Annotated in this window: 15 protein-coding genes; 4 read left to right on the top strand and 11 right to left on the bottom strand. The window is 54.6% G+C overall.

What is annotated here, in order from left to right; translation table 11 throughout:
* The first annotated feature begins 7 nt into the window (after nt 1–7).
* The 3 genes from ACS0RQ_RS13955 to ACS0RQ_RS13965 are packed head-to-tail and all read left to right on the top strand — an operon-like array spanning nt 8 to nt 6,538.
* The gene (locus tag ACS0RQ_RS13955; RefSeq protein WP_271850413.1) at nt 8–1,384 is read left to right on the top strand and encodes an SrfA family protein; all 1,377 of its coding nucleotides are present in this window, start codon (nt 8–10) and stop codon (nt 1,382–1,384) included.
* Between the two features lie 4 nt (nt 1,385–1,388).
* Nucleotides 1,389–4,370: a virulence factor SrfB gene (locus ACS0RQ_RS13960; protein WP_271850412.1), complete on the top strand. Its 2,982-nt coding sequence runs from the start codon at nt 1,389–1,391 to the stop codon at nt 4,368–4,370.
* The gene (locus tag ACS0RQ_RS13965; protein ID WP_271850411.1) at nt 4,367–6,538 is read left to right on the top strand and encodes a virulence factor SrfC family protein; all 2,172 of its coding nucleotides are present in this window, start codon (nt 4,367–4,369) and stop codon (nt 6,536–6,538) included. Before ACS0RQ_RS13960 ends, ACS0RQ_RS13965 begins: the two co-directional genes overlap by 4 nt.
* A gap of 61 nt (nt 6,539–6,599) precedes the next feature.
* Here the strand turns inward: ACS0RQ_RS13965 and ACS0RQ_RS13970 are convergent, their stop codons facing one another.
* The 4 genes from ACS0RQ_RS13970 to ACS0RQ_RS13985 all read right to left on the bottom strand — a co-directional run bounded on the left by ACS0RQ_RS13970 (nt 6,600) and on the right by ACS0RQ_RS13985 (nt 8,332).
* Entirely contained in the window at nt 6,600–6,773 is a 174-nt protein-coding gene (locus ACS0RQ_RS13970; RefSeq protein WP_064572402.1) for a GhoT/OrtT family toxin, read from the bottom strand.
* A 104-nt stretch (nt 6,774–6,877) separates the two neighbouring features.
* Nucleotides 6,878–7,051, bottom strand: a complete 174-nt coding sequence (locus tag ACS0RQ_RS13975; protein ID WP_064572403.1) for a GhoT/OrtT family toxin — start codon at nt 7,049–7,051, stop codon at nt 6,878–6,880.
* Nucleotides 7,052–7,650: 599 nt separating this feature from the next.
* Nucleotides 7,651–7,905: a hypothetical protein gene (locus ACS0RQ_RS13980; protein ID WP_271850410.1), complete on the bottom strand. Its 255-nt coding sequence runs from the start codon at nt 7,903–7,905 to the stop codon at nt 7,651–7,653.
* A gap of 130 nt (nt 7,906–8,035) precedes the next feature.
* Complete coding sequence (locus ACS0RQ_RS13985) at nt 8,036–8,332, bottom strand: hypothetical protein (RefSeq protein WP_271850409.1); 297 nt, start codon at nt 8,330–8,332, stop codon at nt 8,036–8,038.
* A 307-nt stretch (nt 8,333–8,639) separates the two neighbouring features.
* Here ACS0RQ_RS13985 and ACS0RQ_RS13990 point away from each other — a divergent pair, with 307 nt between their 5' ends.
* The gene (locus tag ACS0RQ_RS13990; RefSeq protein WP_039079099.1) at nt 8,640–9,080 is read left to right on the top strand and encodes an ECs1072 family phage-associated protein; all 441 of its coding nucleotides are present in this window, start codon (nt 8,640–8,642) and stop codon (nt 9,078–9,080) included.
* A gap of 196 nt (nt 9,081–9,276) precedes the next feature.
* Here the strand turns inward: ACS0RQ_RS13990 and ACS0RQ_RS13995 are convergent, their stop codons facing one another.
* The 7 genes from ACS0RQ_RS13995 to ACS0RQ_RS14025 form a co-directional block, all read right to left on the bottom strand.
* Nucleotides 9,277–9,504, bottom strand: a complete 228-nt coding sequence (locus ACS0RQ_RS13995; protein WP_271850408.1) for a hypothetical protein — start codon at nt 9,502–9,504, stop codon at nt 9,277–9,279.
* Nucleotides 9,505–9,813: 309 nt separating this feature from the next.
* The gene (patD, locus tag ACS0RQ_RS14000; RefSeq protein ID WP_271850407.1) at nt 9,814–11,238 is read right to left on the bottom strand and encodes an aminobutyraldehyde dehydrogenase; all 1,425 of its coding nucleotides are present in this window, start codon (nt 11,236–11,238) and stop codon (nt 9,814–9,816) included.
* 25 nt (nt 11,239–11,263) lie between these two features.
* The gene (locus ACS0RQ_RS14005) at nt 11,264–12,070 is read right to left on the bottom strand and encodes an ABC transporter permease (RefSeq protein ID WP_271850406.1); all 807 of its coding nucleotides are present in this window, start codon (nt 12,068–12,070) and stop codon (nt 11,264–11,266) included.
* On the bottom strand, nt 12,060–13,001 hold the full coding sequence (locus ACS0RQ_RS14010) for an ABC transporter permease (protein WP_271850405.1): 942 nt from the start codon (nt 12,999–13,001) through the stop codon (nt 12,060–12,062). Before ACS0RQ_RS14010 ends, ACS0RQ_RS14005 begins: the two co-directional genes overlap by 11 nt.
* On the bottom strand, nt 13,001–14,014 hold the full coding sequence (locus ACS0RQ_RS14015) for an ABC transporter ATP-binding protein (RefSeq protein ID WP_271850404.1): 1,014 nt from the start codon (nt 14,012–14,014) through the stop codon (nt 13,001–13,003). The genes ACS0RQ_RS14010 and ACS0RQ_RS14015 overlap by 1 nt, the downstream gene beginning before the upstream one ends.
* A gap of 17 nt (nt 14,015–14,031) precedes the next feature.
* On the bottom strand, nt 14,032–15,174 hold the full coding sequence (gene ydcS / locus ACS0RQ_RS14020; RefSeq protein WP_110296429.1) for a putative ABC transporter substrate-binding protein YdcS: 1,143 nt from the start codon (nt 15,172–15,174) through the stop codon (nt 14,032–14,034).
* A 347-nt stretch (nt 15,175–15,521) separates the two neighbouring features.
* The gene (locus ACS0RQ_RS14025) at nt 15,522–16,931 is read right to left on the bottom strand and encodes an aminotransferase-like domain-containing protein (RefSeq protein ID WP_132439307.1); all 1,410 of its coding nucleotides are present in this window, start codon (nt 16,929–16,931) and stop codon (nt 15,522–15,524) included.
* Between the last annotated feature and the right edge of the window lie 143 nt (nt 16,932–17,074).

Genomic DNA, 17,074 nt, shown 5'->3' on the forward strand with positions numbered 1-17,074 from the left:
TGAAAACGTGGCAAAAACACTCTTGCGCAGCGGCGATCTTGATGATTTTCAAGCCGTGGGCGGCGGCGGTCAGGCCGTATTTGATTCGGCGTTACAAATTCGTGAAGCCCTGCGTCTGCGTAAGCAGCAGGCGCTGGTTGACTGCCTTGCCATACCGCAGGTGAATGATGAAGGCGACCGCGTTGACTGGTACTCCCCTGTCGAAGGCCGCGCCCAGGCCTGGAAAGCCGCCGATGAAGATGCGCGCTTTCGTGCCTTACGTTACCTGGAAAGCACCCTGGACAGCGCCGCGACCCTTAGCCGCAAATGCATGCAGTCGCCAAAAACAGCACAGCAACTGTTTGGTTCACTGCTGGAAAAAGCGTTGCAGTTTCCCGGTGAAAACCACGTTTTTCTTGTCGACGGTAAGCCGGTCATCACCTTTTGGGGCTTTGTTAATCTCAATGAGAGTGCCAGAGAAGATGTGCTGGAATGCCTGCGCAAAGAAGATATTCCGGAGCCGCTTGCCGTTATCGAACCAGAACCGGAACCTGCCGAAGAGCCTGTTGCCACGGTCACGATAAGTCACGCCGACGAACCGCTGCTCGCGCCTGTGCCGGGAATCAGTACAGCCGTAGCGAAAGACGAACCGGTAATGCAAATGGCCTCGCCGGTTGCTGAACCTGAGCCCACTCCCGAGCCGGAACCGACGCCAGCCCCTGTCGCGGTAAAACGTCGCCGCTACGGCCTGTGGGTTTTACCGATTGCGGCCGCGGTGGCTGCGGCGGTTGCGGTGCCATTATGGTTAAATCAGCAACATGAAGCCCCCGCCCCGAAAACCGTACAGTCGGCGCCTGTGGTGGCAAGCCCCGAACCTGCGCCAGTCGCCGTTGTGCGTCACATCCCAACGCTGAATGCAAATCTGCCGCTCCATCAGGCCGAGGTGATTGCGCCCAAAGTGGAAACACCTGAACCCGTGGTACATGAGAAAAAACCGTTGGTGATCACCGCTATCCCGAAAGATGCGCTGGTCATGGACGCGCTGGAAGTGAAAACGGGCTCAACCCGTTTCCTCAATGGTAACTGGCGCGTCGTGATGGACGTGAAAGATCAGGCCACCGGTAAAGATGTCACCATGCGTTTTCAGATTCAGAACAATAAAGGCACGGCGCGCGTTATTCAGGGCAATAATTTGAGCTGTCGCGCCGACCTGTACTCCGGCCTGCACGAAACCGGGGTTCTCATGATCAAGAGTCGCAGCACGGCACGTTGCACCGACGGTTCCCGCTACCCAATGCCGGAGATTTCCTGCAAAGCCGGAACCAATGATATCGCGGAATGCAGTGCGCGCTTTGAAGCGAATACCACGCCCGTTGCGGTGACCTTCAGAAAAACAGGTGCCTGATTTTATGCTGGTTAATCTTTGTGATTACAAACAGAGCGTCACACTTATCGCCAACAGTGGCGTCCAGTTTCTCGATTTTGGCCTGACGCCACAGGAGTCGGCGCAAAGCGGTCGCTTTGTACGTAAGACGGCGAACGGTCCACTGTTGCGCCTGGATTACGATCTGGTCAATGAACGCTATACCCTACCGGCGCACAATGGCGGCATGCCCGAGGTGGTCAAACCGGAAAGCACCCAGTCGCTGCACGCATCGCTGGCGGTGCTCGATGGCGTGTGGCTGCCCATACCGTTCTTACGCTTCAACCCGCCGCGTACCTTCGTCGAAGGGCCAGATAACTGGGCGCGGGTACAGATTCGTAAACTGAGTGAGCCGGATGGCGCCGGGAATACCCACCGCGTAACCCTGGCCCTCGACAGCCAGATCAACGGCAACTCCCCGTCAGCGCTGGCACCGCAAGAGAACGATATTCTTAACGGCACACGCTTCGCGCTGGCATGGCGTGATGACGAAGTGGCGGATTTTCTCGATCAGACCTGGGTAGATGGCTGGTTACGGGAAGCGTTTCTTCAGCACATCAATCAGGATGAACAACGCAGTGAGCGTGAAATTACCCAGGCGTTGCGCAGCTTTGAATATCAGGCGCACTGGCTGAACCTGCTTACCCTGCTGGGAACGCAGCTTTTGGTGCCTGAGGTGAAAATTGTCACCCACACGCTGAGCACCCCGGCTATCCCGGTGGATTTAATTCTCGATGTCGGCAACACCCACACCTGTGGCGTCATTATTGAAGATCATGGCGATGCCAACGATGGTCTGCGCCAGACCGCCGAGCTGCAGGTACGCTCTTTAAGCGAGCCGCAATTCCTTAATGAACCCCTGTTCACCAGCCGCCTGGAGTTCTCAGAAGCGCGTTTTGGCAAACAGCATTTCTCGGTAGAAAGCGGGCGCGAAGACGCGTTTATCTGGCCTTCTATTGTGCGAGTCGGCGACGAGGCGCGCAAACTGGCGATGCAGCGTCTGGGAACCGAAGGCAACAGCGGAATTTCCAGCCCGCGCCGTTACCTTTGGGATGAAACCCCGGTATTGCAGGACTGGCGTTTTAGCCAGATGAACAGCAAAACGCAGCGCGAACCTCTGGCAACCGCGTTTCCGCTGATGAACCTGATGAACGATGAAGGTCAGCCGCTGTATACCCTGCCCGTCGATGAGCGCCTGCCCGTCTTTTCGCCACAATACAGTCGCAGCACCTTGATGACACATATGCTGTGCGAGTTGCTGGCACAGGCGCTCGGGCAGATTAACAGCGTCGCCACCCGTTTGCGTCTGGGCTTTCCCGCCTCGCCGCGTCAGTTGCGTACCATTATTCTGACCCTGCCGTCGGCGATGCCGAAGCAGGAACGTGAAATTTTCCGCCGCCGGATGTTCGAAGCCATTGCGCTGGTCTGGAAAGCCATGGGCTGGCATCCGCAGGATGATGACTTTGCGCATCGCAAGCAGCAGGAAAAAAGCGTGGTGCCGGTTCCGCATATTCAGATGGAGTGGGACGAAGCCAGTTGCGGTCAACTCGTCTGGCTGTATAACGAGGCAATTTCCCGCTACGCCGGGCAAACCGAAACTTTTTTTGCCTCCCTCGCCCGTCCCGATCGGGCCGAAGCCCCAGGCGCGCGACCGGGACGCTCCCTGCGCGTTGCCTCGGTGGATATCGGCGGCGGCACAACCGATATGGCGATCACCCATTACCAGCTTGATGATGGCACCGGCAGCAACGTTAAAATCACCCCGCAATTGCTGTTCCGTGAAGGGTTTAAAGTGGCGGGTGACGATGTGCTGCTGGATGTGATTCAGCGCTGCGTGCTGCCTGCGATGCAAACTCAGTTGCAAAAAGCCGGGATTACGGATGCCGCCTCGTTGCTGGCGACCCTGTTTGGCGACTCCGGGCGTATTGATACGCAGGCGGTGTTGCGCCAACAAACCACCCTGCAACTGTTTATGCCCATTGGCCATGCCATTCTGGCGGCGTGGGAAGAGAGTGACGTCAACGATCCGCTTGCCGGGCTGTATGCCTCGTTCGGCGAACTGTTGAGCCAGTTGCCAACGCGCAACGTGATGAACTACCTGAAGCAGGCGATCGACCACGCGCTCCCTGCCGGCTCGCCGGAGTTTGATGTGCTGAGCGTGCCGATTCAGGTCAACTTCCGCGAATTACAGGACGCGATGCTAGCCGGGCAATTTACTCTTGCCTCGCCGCTGCACGCGGTCTGCGAGGCGATCAGCCATTACTGTTGTGATGTCCTGTTGATTACCGGACGTCCTGGCTGTCTGCCGGGTGTTCAGGCGTTGATTCGCCATTTGCAGCCGGTGCCGGTTAACCGCATGGTCTGGCTTGATAAGTACCGCGTACATGAGTGGTATCCGTTCAGCCAGCAAGGCAAAATCGGCAACCCGAAATCGACCGCGGCGGTAGGGGCAATGCTGTGCAGCCTGGCGCTGGATCTGCGACTGCCGCGCTTTAACTTTAAAGCCGCTGACATCGGCGCCTACTCGACAGTGCGCTATCTCGGCGTGTTGGATAACGTGGTCAACACCCTGCGCGATGAGAATATCTGGTATCACGATATCGATCTGGATAAACCGGGCGCGAAACTGGATGCCCGTCTGCATTTCCCGCTGCGTGGTAATGTCACGCTCGGTTTTCGTCAACTGGCAAACGCCCGCTGGCCTGCCACCCCGCTCTACACGCTGAGCATTAACTCTTCTGACCTGGCGAAGACCATCGCGGGCGACGGGGTGTTGAATGTGCGACTGCAGTTTAGCGGCGGCAACAAACACCAGGGGCCGGAATCGTTTATTCTGAGCGAAGCCTGGCTGCAGGATGGTACGCCGGTTCCCGCCGATGCGTTAACATTCAAATTGAATACGCTGGCCGATCGCCGCCACAGTGGCAGCCATTACTGGATCGACAGCGGGAGTGTGTATCTGAAATGAGTGCAAGTATGAGCACGACCCAGGCGATCAGTGCATGGATCAATGAAAACCGTCAGATTTCACCGTTGCTGGATGATGACGCGGACGCGCTACTGGCGCGCTTAACGGCACTAACGGCGCAGGAATCCGCGCTGGAAAGCGCCGCGAAAATGCCCTGCACCGTTGGGCTGTACGGGCATGCTCAGGCAGCCAAAGCCCATTTACTTGCCGCGCTGTGTGACAGCGGCAACGGACGTCTGCATGTTTTGCTGGGCGAGAAGACGCTGGATTATTTCAGCCATCTCAACCCCGGCCATATGTTGACCAGTATGGCGCTGCGTTTCAGCCGCGAGAATCCGCGTGTTGATGACAATTTTCCCCTGCGCTTACGTCTTATTAGCGAGGCGGAACTGGTGCAGGTCTTCATCGCGCACGCGCAGGCCATGCCGGAAGTGCGTGTCGTCGACAAGACGGTTATTGAAAGCCGTCTGGCAAAATGGCGCGCACTGCGCCAGCCAAACCCGGTTCCGGGGATTAGCGCGGAAGATGTCGGGGGAATTGCCCGTTTCTGGCGCTCGGTGGTGCCGTCATCACAACAGCATATGGACGACGCGCTGTGGTATCAGTTCGCCTGCCTTCTGCCATCGCTGGACTTGAGCGCTCGTGCCAGTGCCTGGGCACTGCTGTGGGGTGAGCAACAGGAGTTAACACAACAGTGGCTATCCCTGGCGCATACGCTGCACCAGACCGGAAACGCCCAGGAACTGGCGGCGCCGTTGAGCCTGTTAGTCGATAACTTCGCCCTGCCGACCGAAGGTTTTCTCACTCCTACGGATCAGGACAATGAAGCCATTGCCGGTGAGGTGGTGGTGCATCCGTGGTCGGACGATCAATTACAGAATGCAGTCAGTATTCCTGTTTCGACGCTGGCGCTGTTAACCAAAGAGCTGGTGCTTCCGGTCGAAAACAGCGAGTTGAACGGTGTGGATATTCTGGATATCCCCACCCCAGCGCCGCAGGAGGGACATCCGCTGTGGAACAGTAAATGCCGCTGGCTGCTGGAGAGCTATCGTCAGCAATTACAGCCGGATGTCTTACTGATTTGCAATGCCACAGCGCATCGCTCAACCACAACGGCAACGGCGAAAGCGTTACTGAACTGGGTTAAGGAGACGCAATCGGGCCACGAGACCGCACTGCCTGGACTGGTCTGGACCATCACCCCGCACGATGCCCGTTTTACCAGCGGGCAGAATCTGGATGAAATGGTGCAACAACTGGTCGGGAAACCGGGCCAGCACTGGGGTACGCTGCAGGCGCTGGACGCCAGCAGTTTACAACGGGTTCTTGAGTGGCTCGCCCAGGCAACCGCCCCGGCGCTGCGTCAGCATCGTTTCAAATCCCTGCGTGAACGTCATCAGCTGGCGCTGCGCGATCTGATGCAGGCCTGGCTCATCGCCCCTGCAAAAGAGAATGCCGCTCAGCGTACCCGCGCAGAGGCGGTCGTGCGTGAGTTGCAGACCCATGCGGCGCGTCATGGCGAATTGCTGGAAGGCCTGCTCCCGGATATGCAGCAATTTGACTCTCTGTGGAAGGTTCAGCAACCGCGCGAAGAACAGGTCAACGGCTTGTTTAACGATGCCATCGACCTGTTTGGCGAGGCGGCAGAGAGTAGCGAACAGCCTCAGGTGGCGCGTGATGCAGGTCAACAGGCGCACGCGATGTGGATCAATCACTTGCGTCAGTGGAGTCGTAATGAGGAGAACGCCACCCGGCTTGGCCTCTCGTCCGCCACGGTGCGGCAGATGGCGGAAATCATCATCATTAGCAGCTACCGACTGAATATGCCGGAGCAGTTGCAGAAGATTATGCAGCGCGATACCGCTTCTGCGGCGCAGTTGTACGCCGCCATTGGTAATTTTGTCGCCTGGCTGGGTTATGCAGATGTTCCGGAAGCGCAGCGCCCTGCCAGCCGCGTGCAGAAAGGCAGCGCTGTGTTCGCCTCCGCGAGTTCTGGCTCGACGGAACGGTTAACGCGTTTAGGCGAACAACCTGTTCATGCTGCAACGCGCTATGTTTACGACTGGCTGGTCGCTCTCTATACCCGGTCAGTGGAAAACATGGGTTATAGCCATCCGCATGATATTTCTCCCACCGCGCGCAAGAAACTCAAAACGCTGCTGCCATAAAAAAGACCCGGCCACCATAAACGGTGGGTCGGGCCTTATCGCTTTACACGCGCTCAGTATGCTAGAAAAATGAGAACACCAGGGCAACCGGGAAACTGATCGGCCATGTTGCGCCGACTAAGCACGCGCTGAGCGTTTTGATCCGGCGAGTCTCTTTGGATAGAAACCAGGTCGCTACGCCCGTCAGTAATGCCATCACGGCATAAAACATCAACATCTTAATGAACAAGTCCATCGTCCGCCTCCTTTCCATGGAAAACATACGCAGACTATGTTGCACATTTTTTAAGGTTATTTTTGTCTAACCGGTCACGCCTTGCGTCACTCTTTAACAAAAGATCAAAACAGTGAGACCAGTAAGGCCACCGGAAAGCTCATTGGCCACGTCGAGCCCACCAGAAACGCGCTCAGAAAACGAATCCGTTTACGGTCGCTGGATAAAAACCAGGTAATGATTGCGCAAAGCAGCGCCATAATTGCGTAAAAAACCAGCATTTTTTGATAAAGCGACATAGCCACACAAACCCTGTGATAACAAAACGGGCGCAATATGCCGCTTTTATTGATATTTATCAAGTTTTTTCACTAATCGTGCGCTTTAACACGATGGGGAAATTGACGGGACCCTGATTTTGCGAACTGGCAACGCGCGACCGTGGCTTCTTGTTACTGCATTTTGCCCGTATTTGTAATGCCCGCGTTGCGAAGCCGGGCCATCACTGGATGCAAATCAGCCCGCTTCAACACTACTGCCTGGCGCTTTTCATTGCATCCTGCTTGCCAGGATTGCATTGCTCTTTTGTACCCGGAAGATAAAATTTTCCCGACCGATCTGGATCTGTGCCACCCGGACAACCCGCGCGGCCTGGAGCACTGATGCCAGCCGTACCATCCGATCCGTTGCCTCCATCAGAACCGTTTCCCCCGTCCCCCCCATTCCCACCATCAGCAGCGTTTGCGGCAAATGCGCAAAACAGGAAAAAAAAGACGAATGCACGCCTGACCATGTAAACCTCCCTTGTTTAACCCTAAAACATACACTGTGGCATCTCAGGCTGCCTTCAGAGGACATGACAGGCTGACTCTGGTAATTCAACGAAAGAAAAATGCGTTTAAGAATGCGTTTGAAGTTCTCTGGTTGTGGTCGCCCCGGCGCTGGAGGCCTTACGTCGTGCCTGAAGGGAATCGAGAGCGGCGTGAATCATTTCAGTCGCCCTGATTTTTGCATGAGCGACAATTTTTTCGTCTGCAATGCTGGCGTGGCAATGGGGACAGTAGGTTATTCCCCTCGCCTTATCTTTGGCGATGGCTGCCAAATCTTCGATAATCACGGTTTTTCCGCATTTATCGCATGCAAATTCGAACATTTTAACGTCCTGAATATCTCACTGGCGTCACTATATAACAGCGAGAGTAAACGGCATTAAAACGTGCTGAACATCAGGATGGCGGGCTTAAGCGGTCAGTCACCAAAAGCTGATGCTGCCGCATGGCCATCTATTGTTTATGTTCTTCACGCCAGTCTTTGATCATCTGCGGTGTCACCTCACTGGCATAGCAGATAGGATCGTAACCCCCCGGTTTGCTCCATGCGCTGCGCTTGCCGCAGCTACTGCCATTTCTGGCCTGATTGAACGGGCAGGCACATGGCCCCGGGTAAGCTGCAATGGATTCCTCAATCACCTTTTGTTTAACCTGTGCGTCACTCAATACCTGCGTTTTAGCCAGACTGTTTTCAATGCTCAGCACACTGGTTACAGCCAGCATGATCAACACCCACGGTGTGATTCTCATTGAGGCGTCTCATTAAGGAGGAGATGAGCTTTCAATGTAGGACGCTACCCCCACGACAATATTGATCGCAAGCAACATCCGGTTGTTTTTTCAGGCCACTCAGTCCGTGAGTTATATATTTTTCTTTTTTGATTTACGTTAAGTTTTTTATAAATCATAAGATTAAACCTGACGTGAAATGGACATTAAAAAAGAGAACGGGATGCCTGCGTTTTTGCCATAAATTCCCCGGATGCTTGCTTTGGCGGATGGCTGATTTCTCTGGTATTGTCTCAATGCCGTAACTAATTCTTACAGGGTAACAGTAATGCAAAAGTTTGACGATCTATGGCAAGCCATCGAGACCAGAGTGTGTGAAAACAATGACATAACGCACGAGGAACTGACGAACGAAACGACGGCCAGGGGATCTGCTGCGAAGCAACGCGTCGCACATATTTTTACTCTGGAAGTCCTGCTGTCTCGTCATCGGGAGAAGTATGCCAGCCCTTACGTGGCACTGGCCGGGGAAGAAGCTCTGTGGCATCTTATTTTCAAGCGTACTGGCTGGAAACCCTTTGAAATTAAACAGCTCTCCTTTAGCGACGCAATGTTTGTGATAGCTGAGCTTTTTCGTGATGAGAATTTGCCAGCGGATGTCCGGGGAATGTTACGCGCCAATGGGTTACGCGATCAGTCTTATTCTATATATGATTTCTCAGAAAAAGACTGGGCTCCACGGGATAATGAAAACATCCTGAAACGCTAGCCTGCGAATCATTTGAGTATTAAGGGCCGCTGCGCCCTTTTTTATTTTCACGTGTTTAATATGCAATACGCTTTACGCCCTGCATCCCTGCCGTCGCGTCACCGGTCATGATCTATTTCACATAGCCTGCTAAGTTTATTTAAAACGTTTAAGAAACGCGATTACCCGTGAATTGCACAATTAACCGGCATGGTTTTCAGGCGTTTAAAAAATACTGCCCGGTCATTGCGCCACTTAATGCAGGTTCATAGCGGGCAAAGTGAAACTCCTCGCCTTCACAGAAATAAGTTTCTATAGGCAACGTCAGGCCAGACGCGCCTTCTGACGTCTGGTTTACGGACCAGGTTACGGTGGTGTCGTTATCATTAACCGTCAAATACTCAGGGATGCCGCCAGGCAGCAGTACCACAACGACTTTACTCATTTTGTTTCCCCCAGAGACTAAAAAAGCAACATTATCAATGGCGGGATGTGATGATAATTTGTCGCACTAATTAAATTAATGTGACAATCCCAGCCGTGATATGCAGTATTACATTTGTAGGTTTTATTTTAATGTTGGTCACGCTACGCGGGTAAGGCGCGTTAAGCATTGTCAGGAATATAACATCTTTACGTTTTTTGACACACAAGAAATTATAAAGCGTGAGAGTTACCTCAATTATTCTTTACCTGTGAATAAACGGCAACAGAAACGGTAACTCCCACGCCCACGCTAAGCCGGGTTAAAAGCTCAGTGCTTGATCATCACGTGGCGAACCACGGTGTAATCTTCCAGCCCATACATCGACATATCTTTGCCGTACCCCGAACGCTTTTGTCCACCGTGGGGCATTTCACTGACCAGCATAAAGTGGGTATTAACCCAGGTGCAGCCATATTGCAGACGGGCACTGAGGCGGTGTGCGCGGCCAACATCTTTGGTCCACACGGACGATGCCAGGCCATATTGCGAATCATTGGCCCAGTCCAGCACCTGTGCTTCATCATCGAATACCGTCACGCTGACGACCGGCCCAAAGACTTCGCGTTGCACTATCGCATCGTCTTGCTTTGCCCCGGCCAGCAATGTGGGCTGGAAATAGAACCCCGCTCCGTCGCGCTTGCTGCCGCCGGTCACCACACGGATATGACTTAATGCTTTGGCTTCATCCACTGCTTTGCTGACACGCGCTAAATGGGCTTCGGAACTCAGGGGGCCCAGCTCGGTGGTTTCATCATCCGGCGGGCCCATTTTCAGACTCGCCACCGCGGCACCCAGTTTTTCAACCAGCGCATCGTAAATCCCTTTTTGGGCATAAATGCGACAAGCAGCGGTACAGTCCTGCCCGGCATTGTAGAAACCAAAAGTACGAACGCCTTCGACAACCGCATCCAGATCGGCGTCATCAAACACAATAACCGGCGCTTTGCCGCCCAGCTCCATATGGGTACGTTTAATCGAAGAGGCGGTATGACCGATAATGTGCTCACCGGTGGCAATCGAGCCAGTCAGCGAGACCATGCGCACTTTTTCATGTCCGGTCAGCGGATCGCCAACGGTTTTCCCCCGACCGAACAGCACATTCAGTACTCCCGGCGGGAAAATATCCTGCGCCAGCTCGCCAAGTTTGAGCGCCGTCAGCGGCGTGATTTCAGACGGCTTAATCACCACACAGTTACCTGCCGCGAGCGCAGGCCCCAGCTTCCAGGCCGCCATCATCAACGGGTAATTCCATGGGGCGATAGAGGCCACAACGCCAACCGGGTCGCGGCGAATCATTGAGGTATGCCCTTCCAGATACTCCCCGGCGGCCAGTCCGTTCAGGCAACGCGCGGCGCCTGCGAAGAAGCGAAAGACATCCGCGACCGCCGGAATTTCATCGCTCAGCACACAATGCAAGGGTTTGCCACAGTTCAGTGACTCAAGCATCGCAAAGGTTTCGGCATTGTCTTCAATCACCTGCGCCAGTTGCAGCAGGCACTCGGCGCGCGCTTTTGGCGTGGTCTGTCCCCATGTTTTGAAGGCCTCATCGGCCGCCTTCACCGCCGCGTCTACCTGCGCAGGCGAGGCTTCGGCAATCTCCAGCAACACCTCGCCGGTGGCCGGGTTAAACACGGCCTGTTTCTCGCCTTCGCCGTCGACCAGTGCTCCATTGATAAATAATTGATGTTGCATAGCGCTATCCTTTCAGAGTTGTCAGTTATTTGCCGCTTCCGGCTACGGTTTCACCGTCACGGGTCAGCCACCAGGCGCCCAAAATCGGGATGGTCGTTACCAGCATCACCAGCAGCGCCACCACATTGGTTACCGGCACATCACGCGGGCGCCCCAGTTGATTTAATAACCAGAGCGGCAAGGTGCGTTCATGCCCTGCGGTAAATGTCGTGACGATGATTTCGTCAAACGACAATGCAAACGCCAGCATTCCCCCGGCCAGCAGCGCCGAACCGAGATTGGGCAACACCACATAACGAAACGTCTGCCATGAGGTGGCACCCAAATCCATTGAGGCTTCAACCAGACTCCACGACGTGCGACGAAATCGGGCTATCACGTTGTTGAAAACCACCACCACGCAAAACGTGGCATGACCAACAACGATGGTGAAAAAACCCGGTTCCAGATCCACTGTTTTAAATGCCGTTAACAGCGCCAGCCCGGTAATAATGCCGGGCAAGGCGATCGGCAGCAGCAGCAACAGTGAGATGGCGTTCCGGCCAAAAAACTCACTGCGCCAAAGAGCCATTGCAGCAAGCGTGCCAAGGATTAAGGCAATAAGGGTCGCCAGCGCCGCAATTTGCAGTGACAGTGTCACGGCGTCCAGGATATCGCCCCGCGCCGCCGCCACGCTAAACCAGCGCAGCGTAAAGCCCTGTGGGGGAAAGCTGAACGCGGCCTCCTCGGTATTAAAAGCATAGATGGCGATTATCAATAACGGGAAATGGAGAAAGATAACCCCGCCCCAGGCGGCAATTTTGAGAAATAACGGTGCGCGGTCAGAGTGCATCGAACGCTCCCAAACGTTTCACGAACGCCAGATAAAGGGCAATCAATACAATGGGGACCAGCGTAAAGGCTGCCGCCATTGGCATGTTGCCGATCGCCCCTTGTTGCGAATAGACCATGTTGCCGATAAAGAACCCCGGCGGCCCCACCAGTTGCGGCACAATGAAATCACCCAGCGTCAGGGAGAAGGTAAAGATAGAGCCAGCGGCCACACCCGGAATTGCCAGCGGCAAAACCACATGGCGAAAGGTCTGCCGGGGATGGGCGCCGAGATCCGCTGACGCCTGCAATAACGACGGCGGCAACCGTTCGAGCGCCGCCTGAATCGGCAGAATCATAAACGGCAGCCAGATGTAGACGAAGACCAGAAAACGCCCCAGACCGGAGGTCGACAACGTATTGCCGCCGATGCCGGGCAGCGTCAGCAGCGCGCCGAGTACAGGTTCCAGCCCCATATGGCCGAGAAACCATTGGGCAACACCGTCTTTCGCCAGTAGCAGCGTCCAGGCGTAAGCTTTGACGATATAGCTCGCCCACATGGGCAGCATCACCGCAATATAGAAAAAGGCTTTCCATTTTCCGCTGGTGTATTTCGCCATATACCATGCCATCGGGAAGGCCAGAATAGCGCTTGCCAGCGTCACGGCGACCGCCATGGTGAAGGTACGTAAGATGATGTCGTAATTGGCGGGATTGAACAGCGCCTGCAGGTTCGCCAGCGTGAAATCCGGCGTTACCGACATGGTGAAATCATCAAAGGTGTAGAAGCCTTGCCATAGCAGCGTCAGCAACGACCCCAGATACACAATGCCGAACCACATCAGTGGCCCCAGCAACAGCAGGAACAGCCCCAGCGCCGGTTTGCGCCAGAACAGGCCACTCAGGCGGCTTCCCGGTTTACGCTGGGGTGAACGGGAAAGGCTCATCTCCATCACCCCGCTCCCTGTAACGGTACCATCGCCTCTCGCGACCACGACGCCAGCACCGTTTGCCCTGGTGCTAAGGTGTCAGGCAACAGCGCATCGGACATGTTCGCCTGGCTGACCAGCAGTTTTTCGCCGTCGGTAAGTTTCAGCTCAAAACGGGTAGCCGCCCCCTGATACTGTACCGCTTGTACCACCCCCTGGACCTGAATTTCCCCCGGCTGATTGAGGCGAATATGTTCGGGTCGCAAAGAGTAAACGCCGTTCATCGCGCACAACGCGCCCGCCCGCCTGTCGTCAAAAACATTAGACGTGCCGACAAAGCCCGCTACAAAAGGCGTGCGTGGGCGCAGATAGAGTTCACGCGGCGTATCAATCTGCTCAATCTTGCCATTGTTGAACACCGCTACCCGATCGGACATCGACAGCGCTTCACCCTGGTCATGGGTGACGAAAATAAAAGTGATCCCCAGATCCTGCTGAAGCTTTTTCAGCTCAAATTGCATCTGCTCGCGTAATTTTAAATCCAGTGCCCCCAGCGGTTCATCAAGGAGTAAAACGCGAGGCTGATTAACCAGTGCCCTTGCGATAGCCACACGCTGGCGCTGGCCGCCGGAAAGTTGCGATGGCTTACGGGCGTGAACAAAATCCAGCGCCACCTTTTCCAGCGCCTGGCGCGCGCTGGCATGGCGTGTTTTCTTGTCCACGCCTTTGACCATCAGGCCATACGCCACGTTATCGAGGATCGACATATGAGGGAATAACGCGTAATCCTGGAAAACGGTATTGACGTCGCGCTCCCAGGGGGGCAGTTCGCTGGCCTCACGGCCAAAAATACGAATAGCCCCGCCGCTCAGTTGTTCAAAACCGGCGATAAGACGCAGGCAGGTGGTTTTGCCGGAGCCAGATGGCCCCAGCATCGAGAAGAACTCCCCGTCATTTACCGCCAGACTGACACCGTCGACGGCTCGAACATCACCATACAGCCGCGAGACATCTTCAAATTCAACAGCATAGGTCATACATCACTCCTGACCGATTAACGTCCACCCATAATGGCGATGTAATCCTGCGTCCAGCGGCTATAAGGGACATATTTGCCACCCTCCGCAACTGGCGTTTTCCAGAACGCAATCTTGTCAAAGAAGCTGTAACCATTGGTCTCACAGCCTTTTTCACCCAGCAAATCACTGGCTTTACAGCCTTGCGGCACCACCGGCAGTGAGCCAAACCAGGCGGCGACGTCACCCTGTACTTTCGGGGTCAGCGACCAGTTCATCCATTTGTAGGCGCAATTGGGGTGTTTCGCCTGCGCGTGCAACATGGTGGTATCTGCCCATCCCGTTACTCCCTCTTTCGGGAACACGGTGGCGATGGGCTGGTTTTCCCCTTTCAGGGCGTTGGCCTGATACGGCCAGGCGCTGGACGCCACGACACCTTCGTTTTTGAAATCGCTCATCTGGACAGTGGTGTCATGCCAGTAACGGTGGATTAAGGCGTGCTGATCGCGCAGCACTTTGAGCACCGCCTGATATTGCGCTTCAGTCAGTTGGTAGGGGTCTTCAATGCCAAGCTGCGGTTGAGTGGCTTTGACAAACAGCGCGGCGTCGGCGATATAAATCGGCCCGTCATACGCCTGCACGCGGCCTTTGTTGGTTTTTCCATCCGGCAGATTTTGCTGCACGAAGACGACCGACCAGCTATCTGGCGGCGTCGGGAATGTTTTGGTGTTATACATCAGCAGATTTGGCCCCCACTGATAGGGCGTGCCGTACACTTTACCGCCGACGTTAAACCATTCGCCTTTCTCAATGCGCGGATCGAGGGTTTTCCAGTTCGGGATGAGCGCGGTATTAATGGGCTGTACGCGTTTGCCCATGATCAGACGCAGCGAGGCATCGCCGGATGCGGTCACCAGATCATAACCGCCTTTAGCCATCAGGCTGACCATCTCATCGGAGGTCGCTGCCGTTTTTACGTTGACCTCGCAGCCCGTCTCTTTTTCAAACTGGCTAACCCAGTCATATTGCTTGTCCGTCTGACCACGTTCGATATAACCCGGCCAGGCGATAATATCCAGACGCCCTTCTCCTTTCCCTACTTCCGTCGGCTCGGCGGCGTGTGCTGTCATGAGGGTCATGCCCAGCGCACACAGGCAGCTCGGGGCAAATTTCTTGCTCATATGTTTTACTCCTGTCCTAATGAAAATGAGCGGCCGCCTTGCCGTAAAAATATCTCCTGATTTAAAGGTAGACGGAGCGCCGAAAGGCTGAATCCCGTCAATGAGAAATTTCGCCAGGTTGTGACATACAGCGCATTACATTTATTACGAAAATGCTTGCGGTGCATCTTCTGGAGTATAGACAAGGAGTTAGCAGAGAAAGGTTAATTTATGTTCCCATTCGCATTTCGTATGAATGCCTGATGGGCAAGTACAGAAAATAATGACCTCTGCGGCTTAAAATTCCGCAGAGATATTTTTAATTTGAGAAAATATTATTCAGAAAATAAGAATAACCGCGACCGTTTTTATTTCATCATTTCGCGAATAATTTTGCCAAGCAGAATAACGCCGCGTTCTTCCCGCTCGCCCCATTGCCAGGATGCATTAAAGCGAAAGAACGGCGTCGGTTCTCTGGAGGTGGAGAACATTTTGCCTGGCGCTATGCTGACCTGATGGGCCAGAGCACGCTGACTTAACTCTCCGGCATCCAACTCTGGCGGCAACTCCAGCCATAAAAAATAACCGCTGTCGCTGCGGTGAATTTTCACCTCCGCAGGCAGATGACGCACCAGAGCCTGCCATGCCTGATGCTTGCGTTCAGCCAGGGCGCGCCGCAGACGCCGCAGATGCGCGTCATAGCGTTGCGTGCCAAGGTAATCGACCAGCGCCATTTGCATTGGCGAACTGGTGGATAAAGTGCTCATCAACTGTAACTGCTGGATCCGGCGGGCATGTTTCCCGGCCGCGACCCAACCGATACGAAACCCGGCCACCAGACACTTGGAAAACGATGAGCAGTGTAGCGTCATGTCCTGAGTATCCCAGGCTTTTGCAGGTAGCGGTTTTTCCCGCCCGTAATAGAGCTCGCTGTAGACATCGTCTTCGATCAAGGTCACGTTGTGCTGCATCAACAATGCCACCAGTTGCGCTTTCTTCTCTGCACTCAGAGTAAAACCGAGTGGGTTCTGGCTATTAGGCATCAGCCAGCAGGCTTTAACGGGGTAGGATTTCAGCGCCTGTTCCAGCGCCTGCAAATCAATGCCTTCATTAATATCCGTCGGCACCGACAGCGCTTTTAAGCGCAGGCGCTCCAGCGCCTGTAGCGCACCATAAAAGCAGGGATTTTCGACAATCACCCAGTCACCAGGCTCTGTTACAGCCTGCAAACTCAGGTTTAACGCTTCCAGCGCCCCGGCGGTAATGACGATTTCGTCTGGTGAAATGGTCATCCCCTGCTGGGCGTAGCGACGGGCGATGGCATGACGCAGCCCGGCATTTCCCGGCGGCAGGTTTTCAATGATGCTGACCGCAGTCGCACTTTTACTGACATTGGCTAATGAACGATTAAGCTGTTGCAGAGGAAACAGCCGCGGATCCGGAAACGCCGAACCGAAGGGCAGGATCGAGGCATCGCGGCTGGCCTGCAAAATATCAAAAATATAGGTATTGATATCCACCGCTTCGTCTTGCTTTAAGGTGGCGGGCGGTAAGGTTTGCGGACGATGAGAGCGCGGCGCCACATAATAGCCCGATTGAGGCCGGGCGGTAATATAGCCCTGATTTTCGAGCAACTGATAAGCGTGGCCGACGGTCATAAAACTCATCCCGCTGCTGGTCACCTGTTCACGCAACGAGGGCAGCCTGTCGCCGGGTCGCCAGACGCCCAGTTCAATTTGCGAAATGATTTGCTGCGCCAGGCGCTGGTATTTTTTCATCGCTCTCTCCTTCCCTGCATTCATTCTATATCAGCACGCTTAAAAAGCACATTTTTACCAACTGTTATAGATAAATTTGGCTTTTCTGCCTCTGATAATCCTCTCCGCCGCTCTTTACCATTTGCGGGAGAGCCATTTTTCAG

This window comes from Phytobacter diazotrophicus, from assembly GCF_052061655.1.
GTDB classification, from domain to species: domain Bacteria; phylum Pseudomonadota; class Gammaproteobacteria; order Enterobacterales; family Enterobacteriaceae; genus Phytobacter; species Phytobacter diazotrophicus.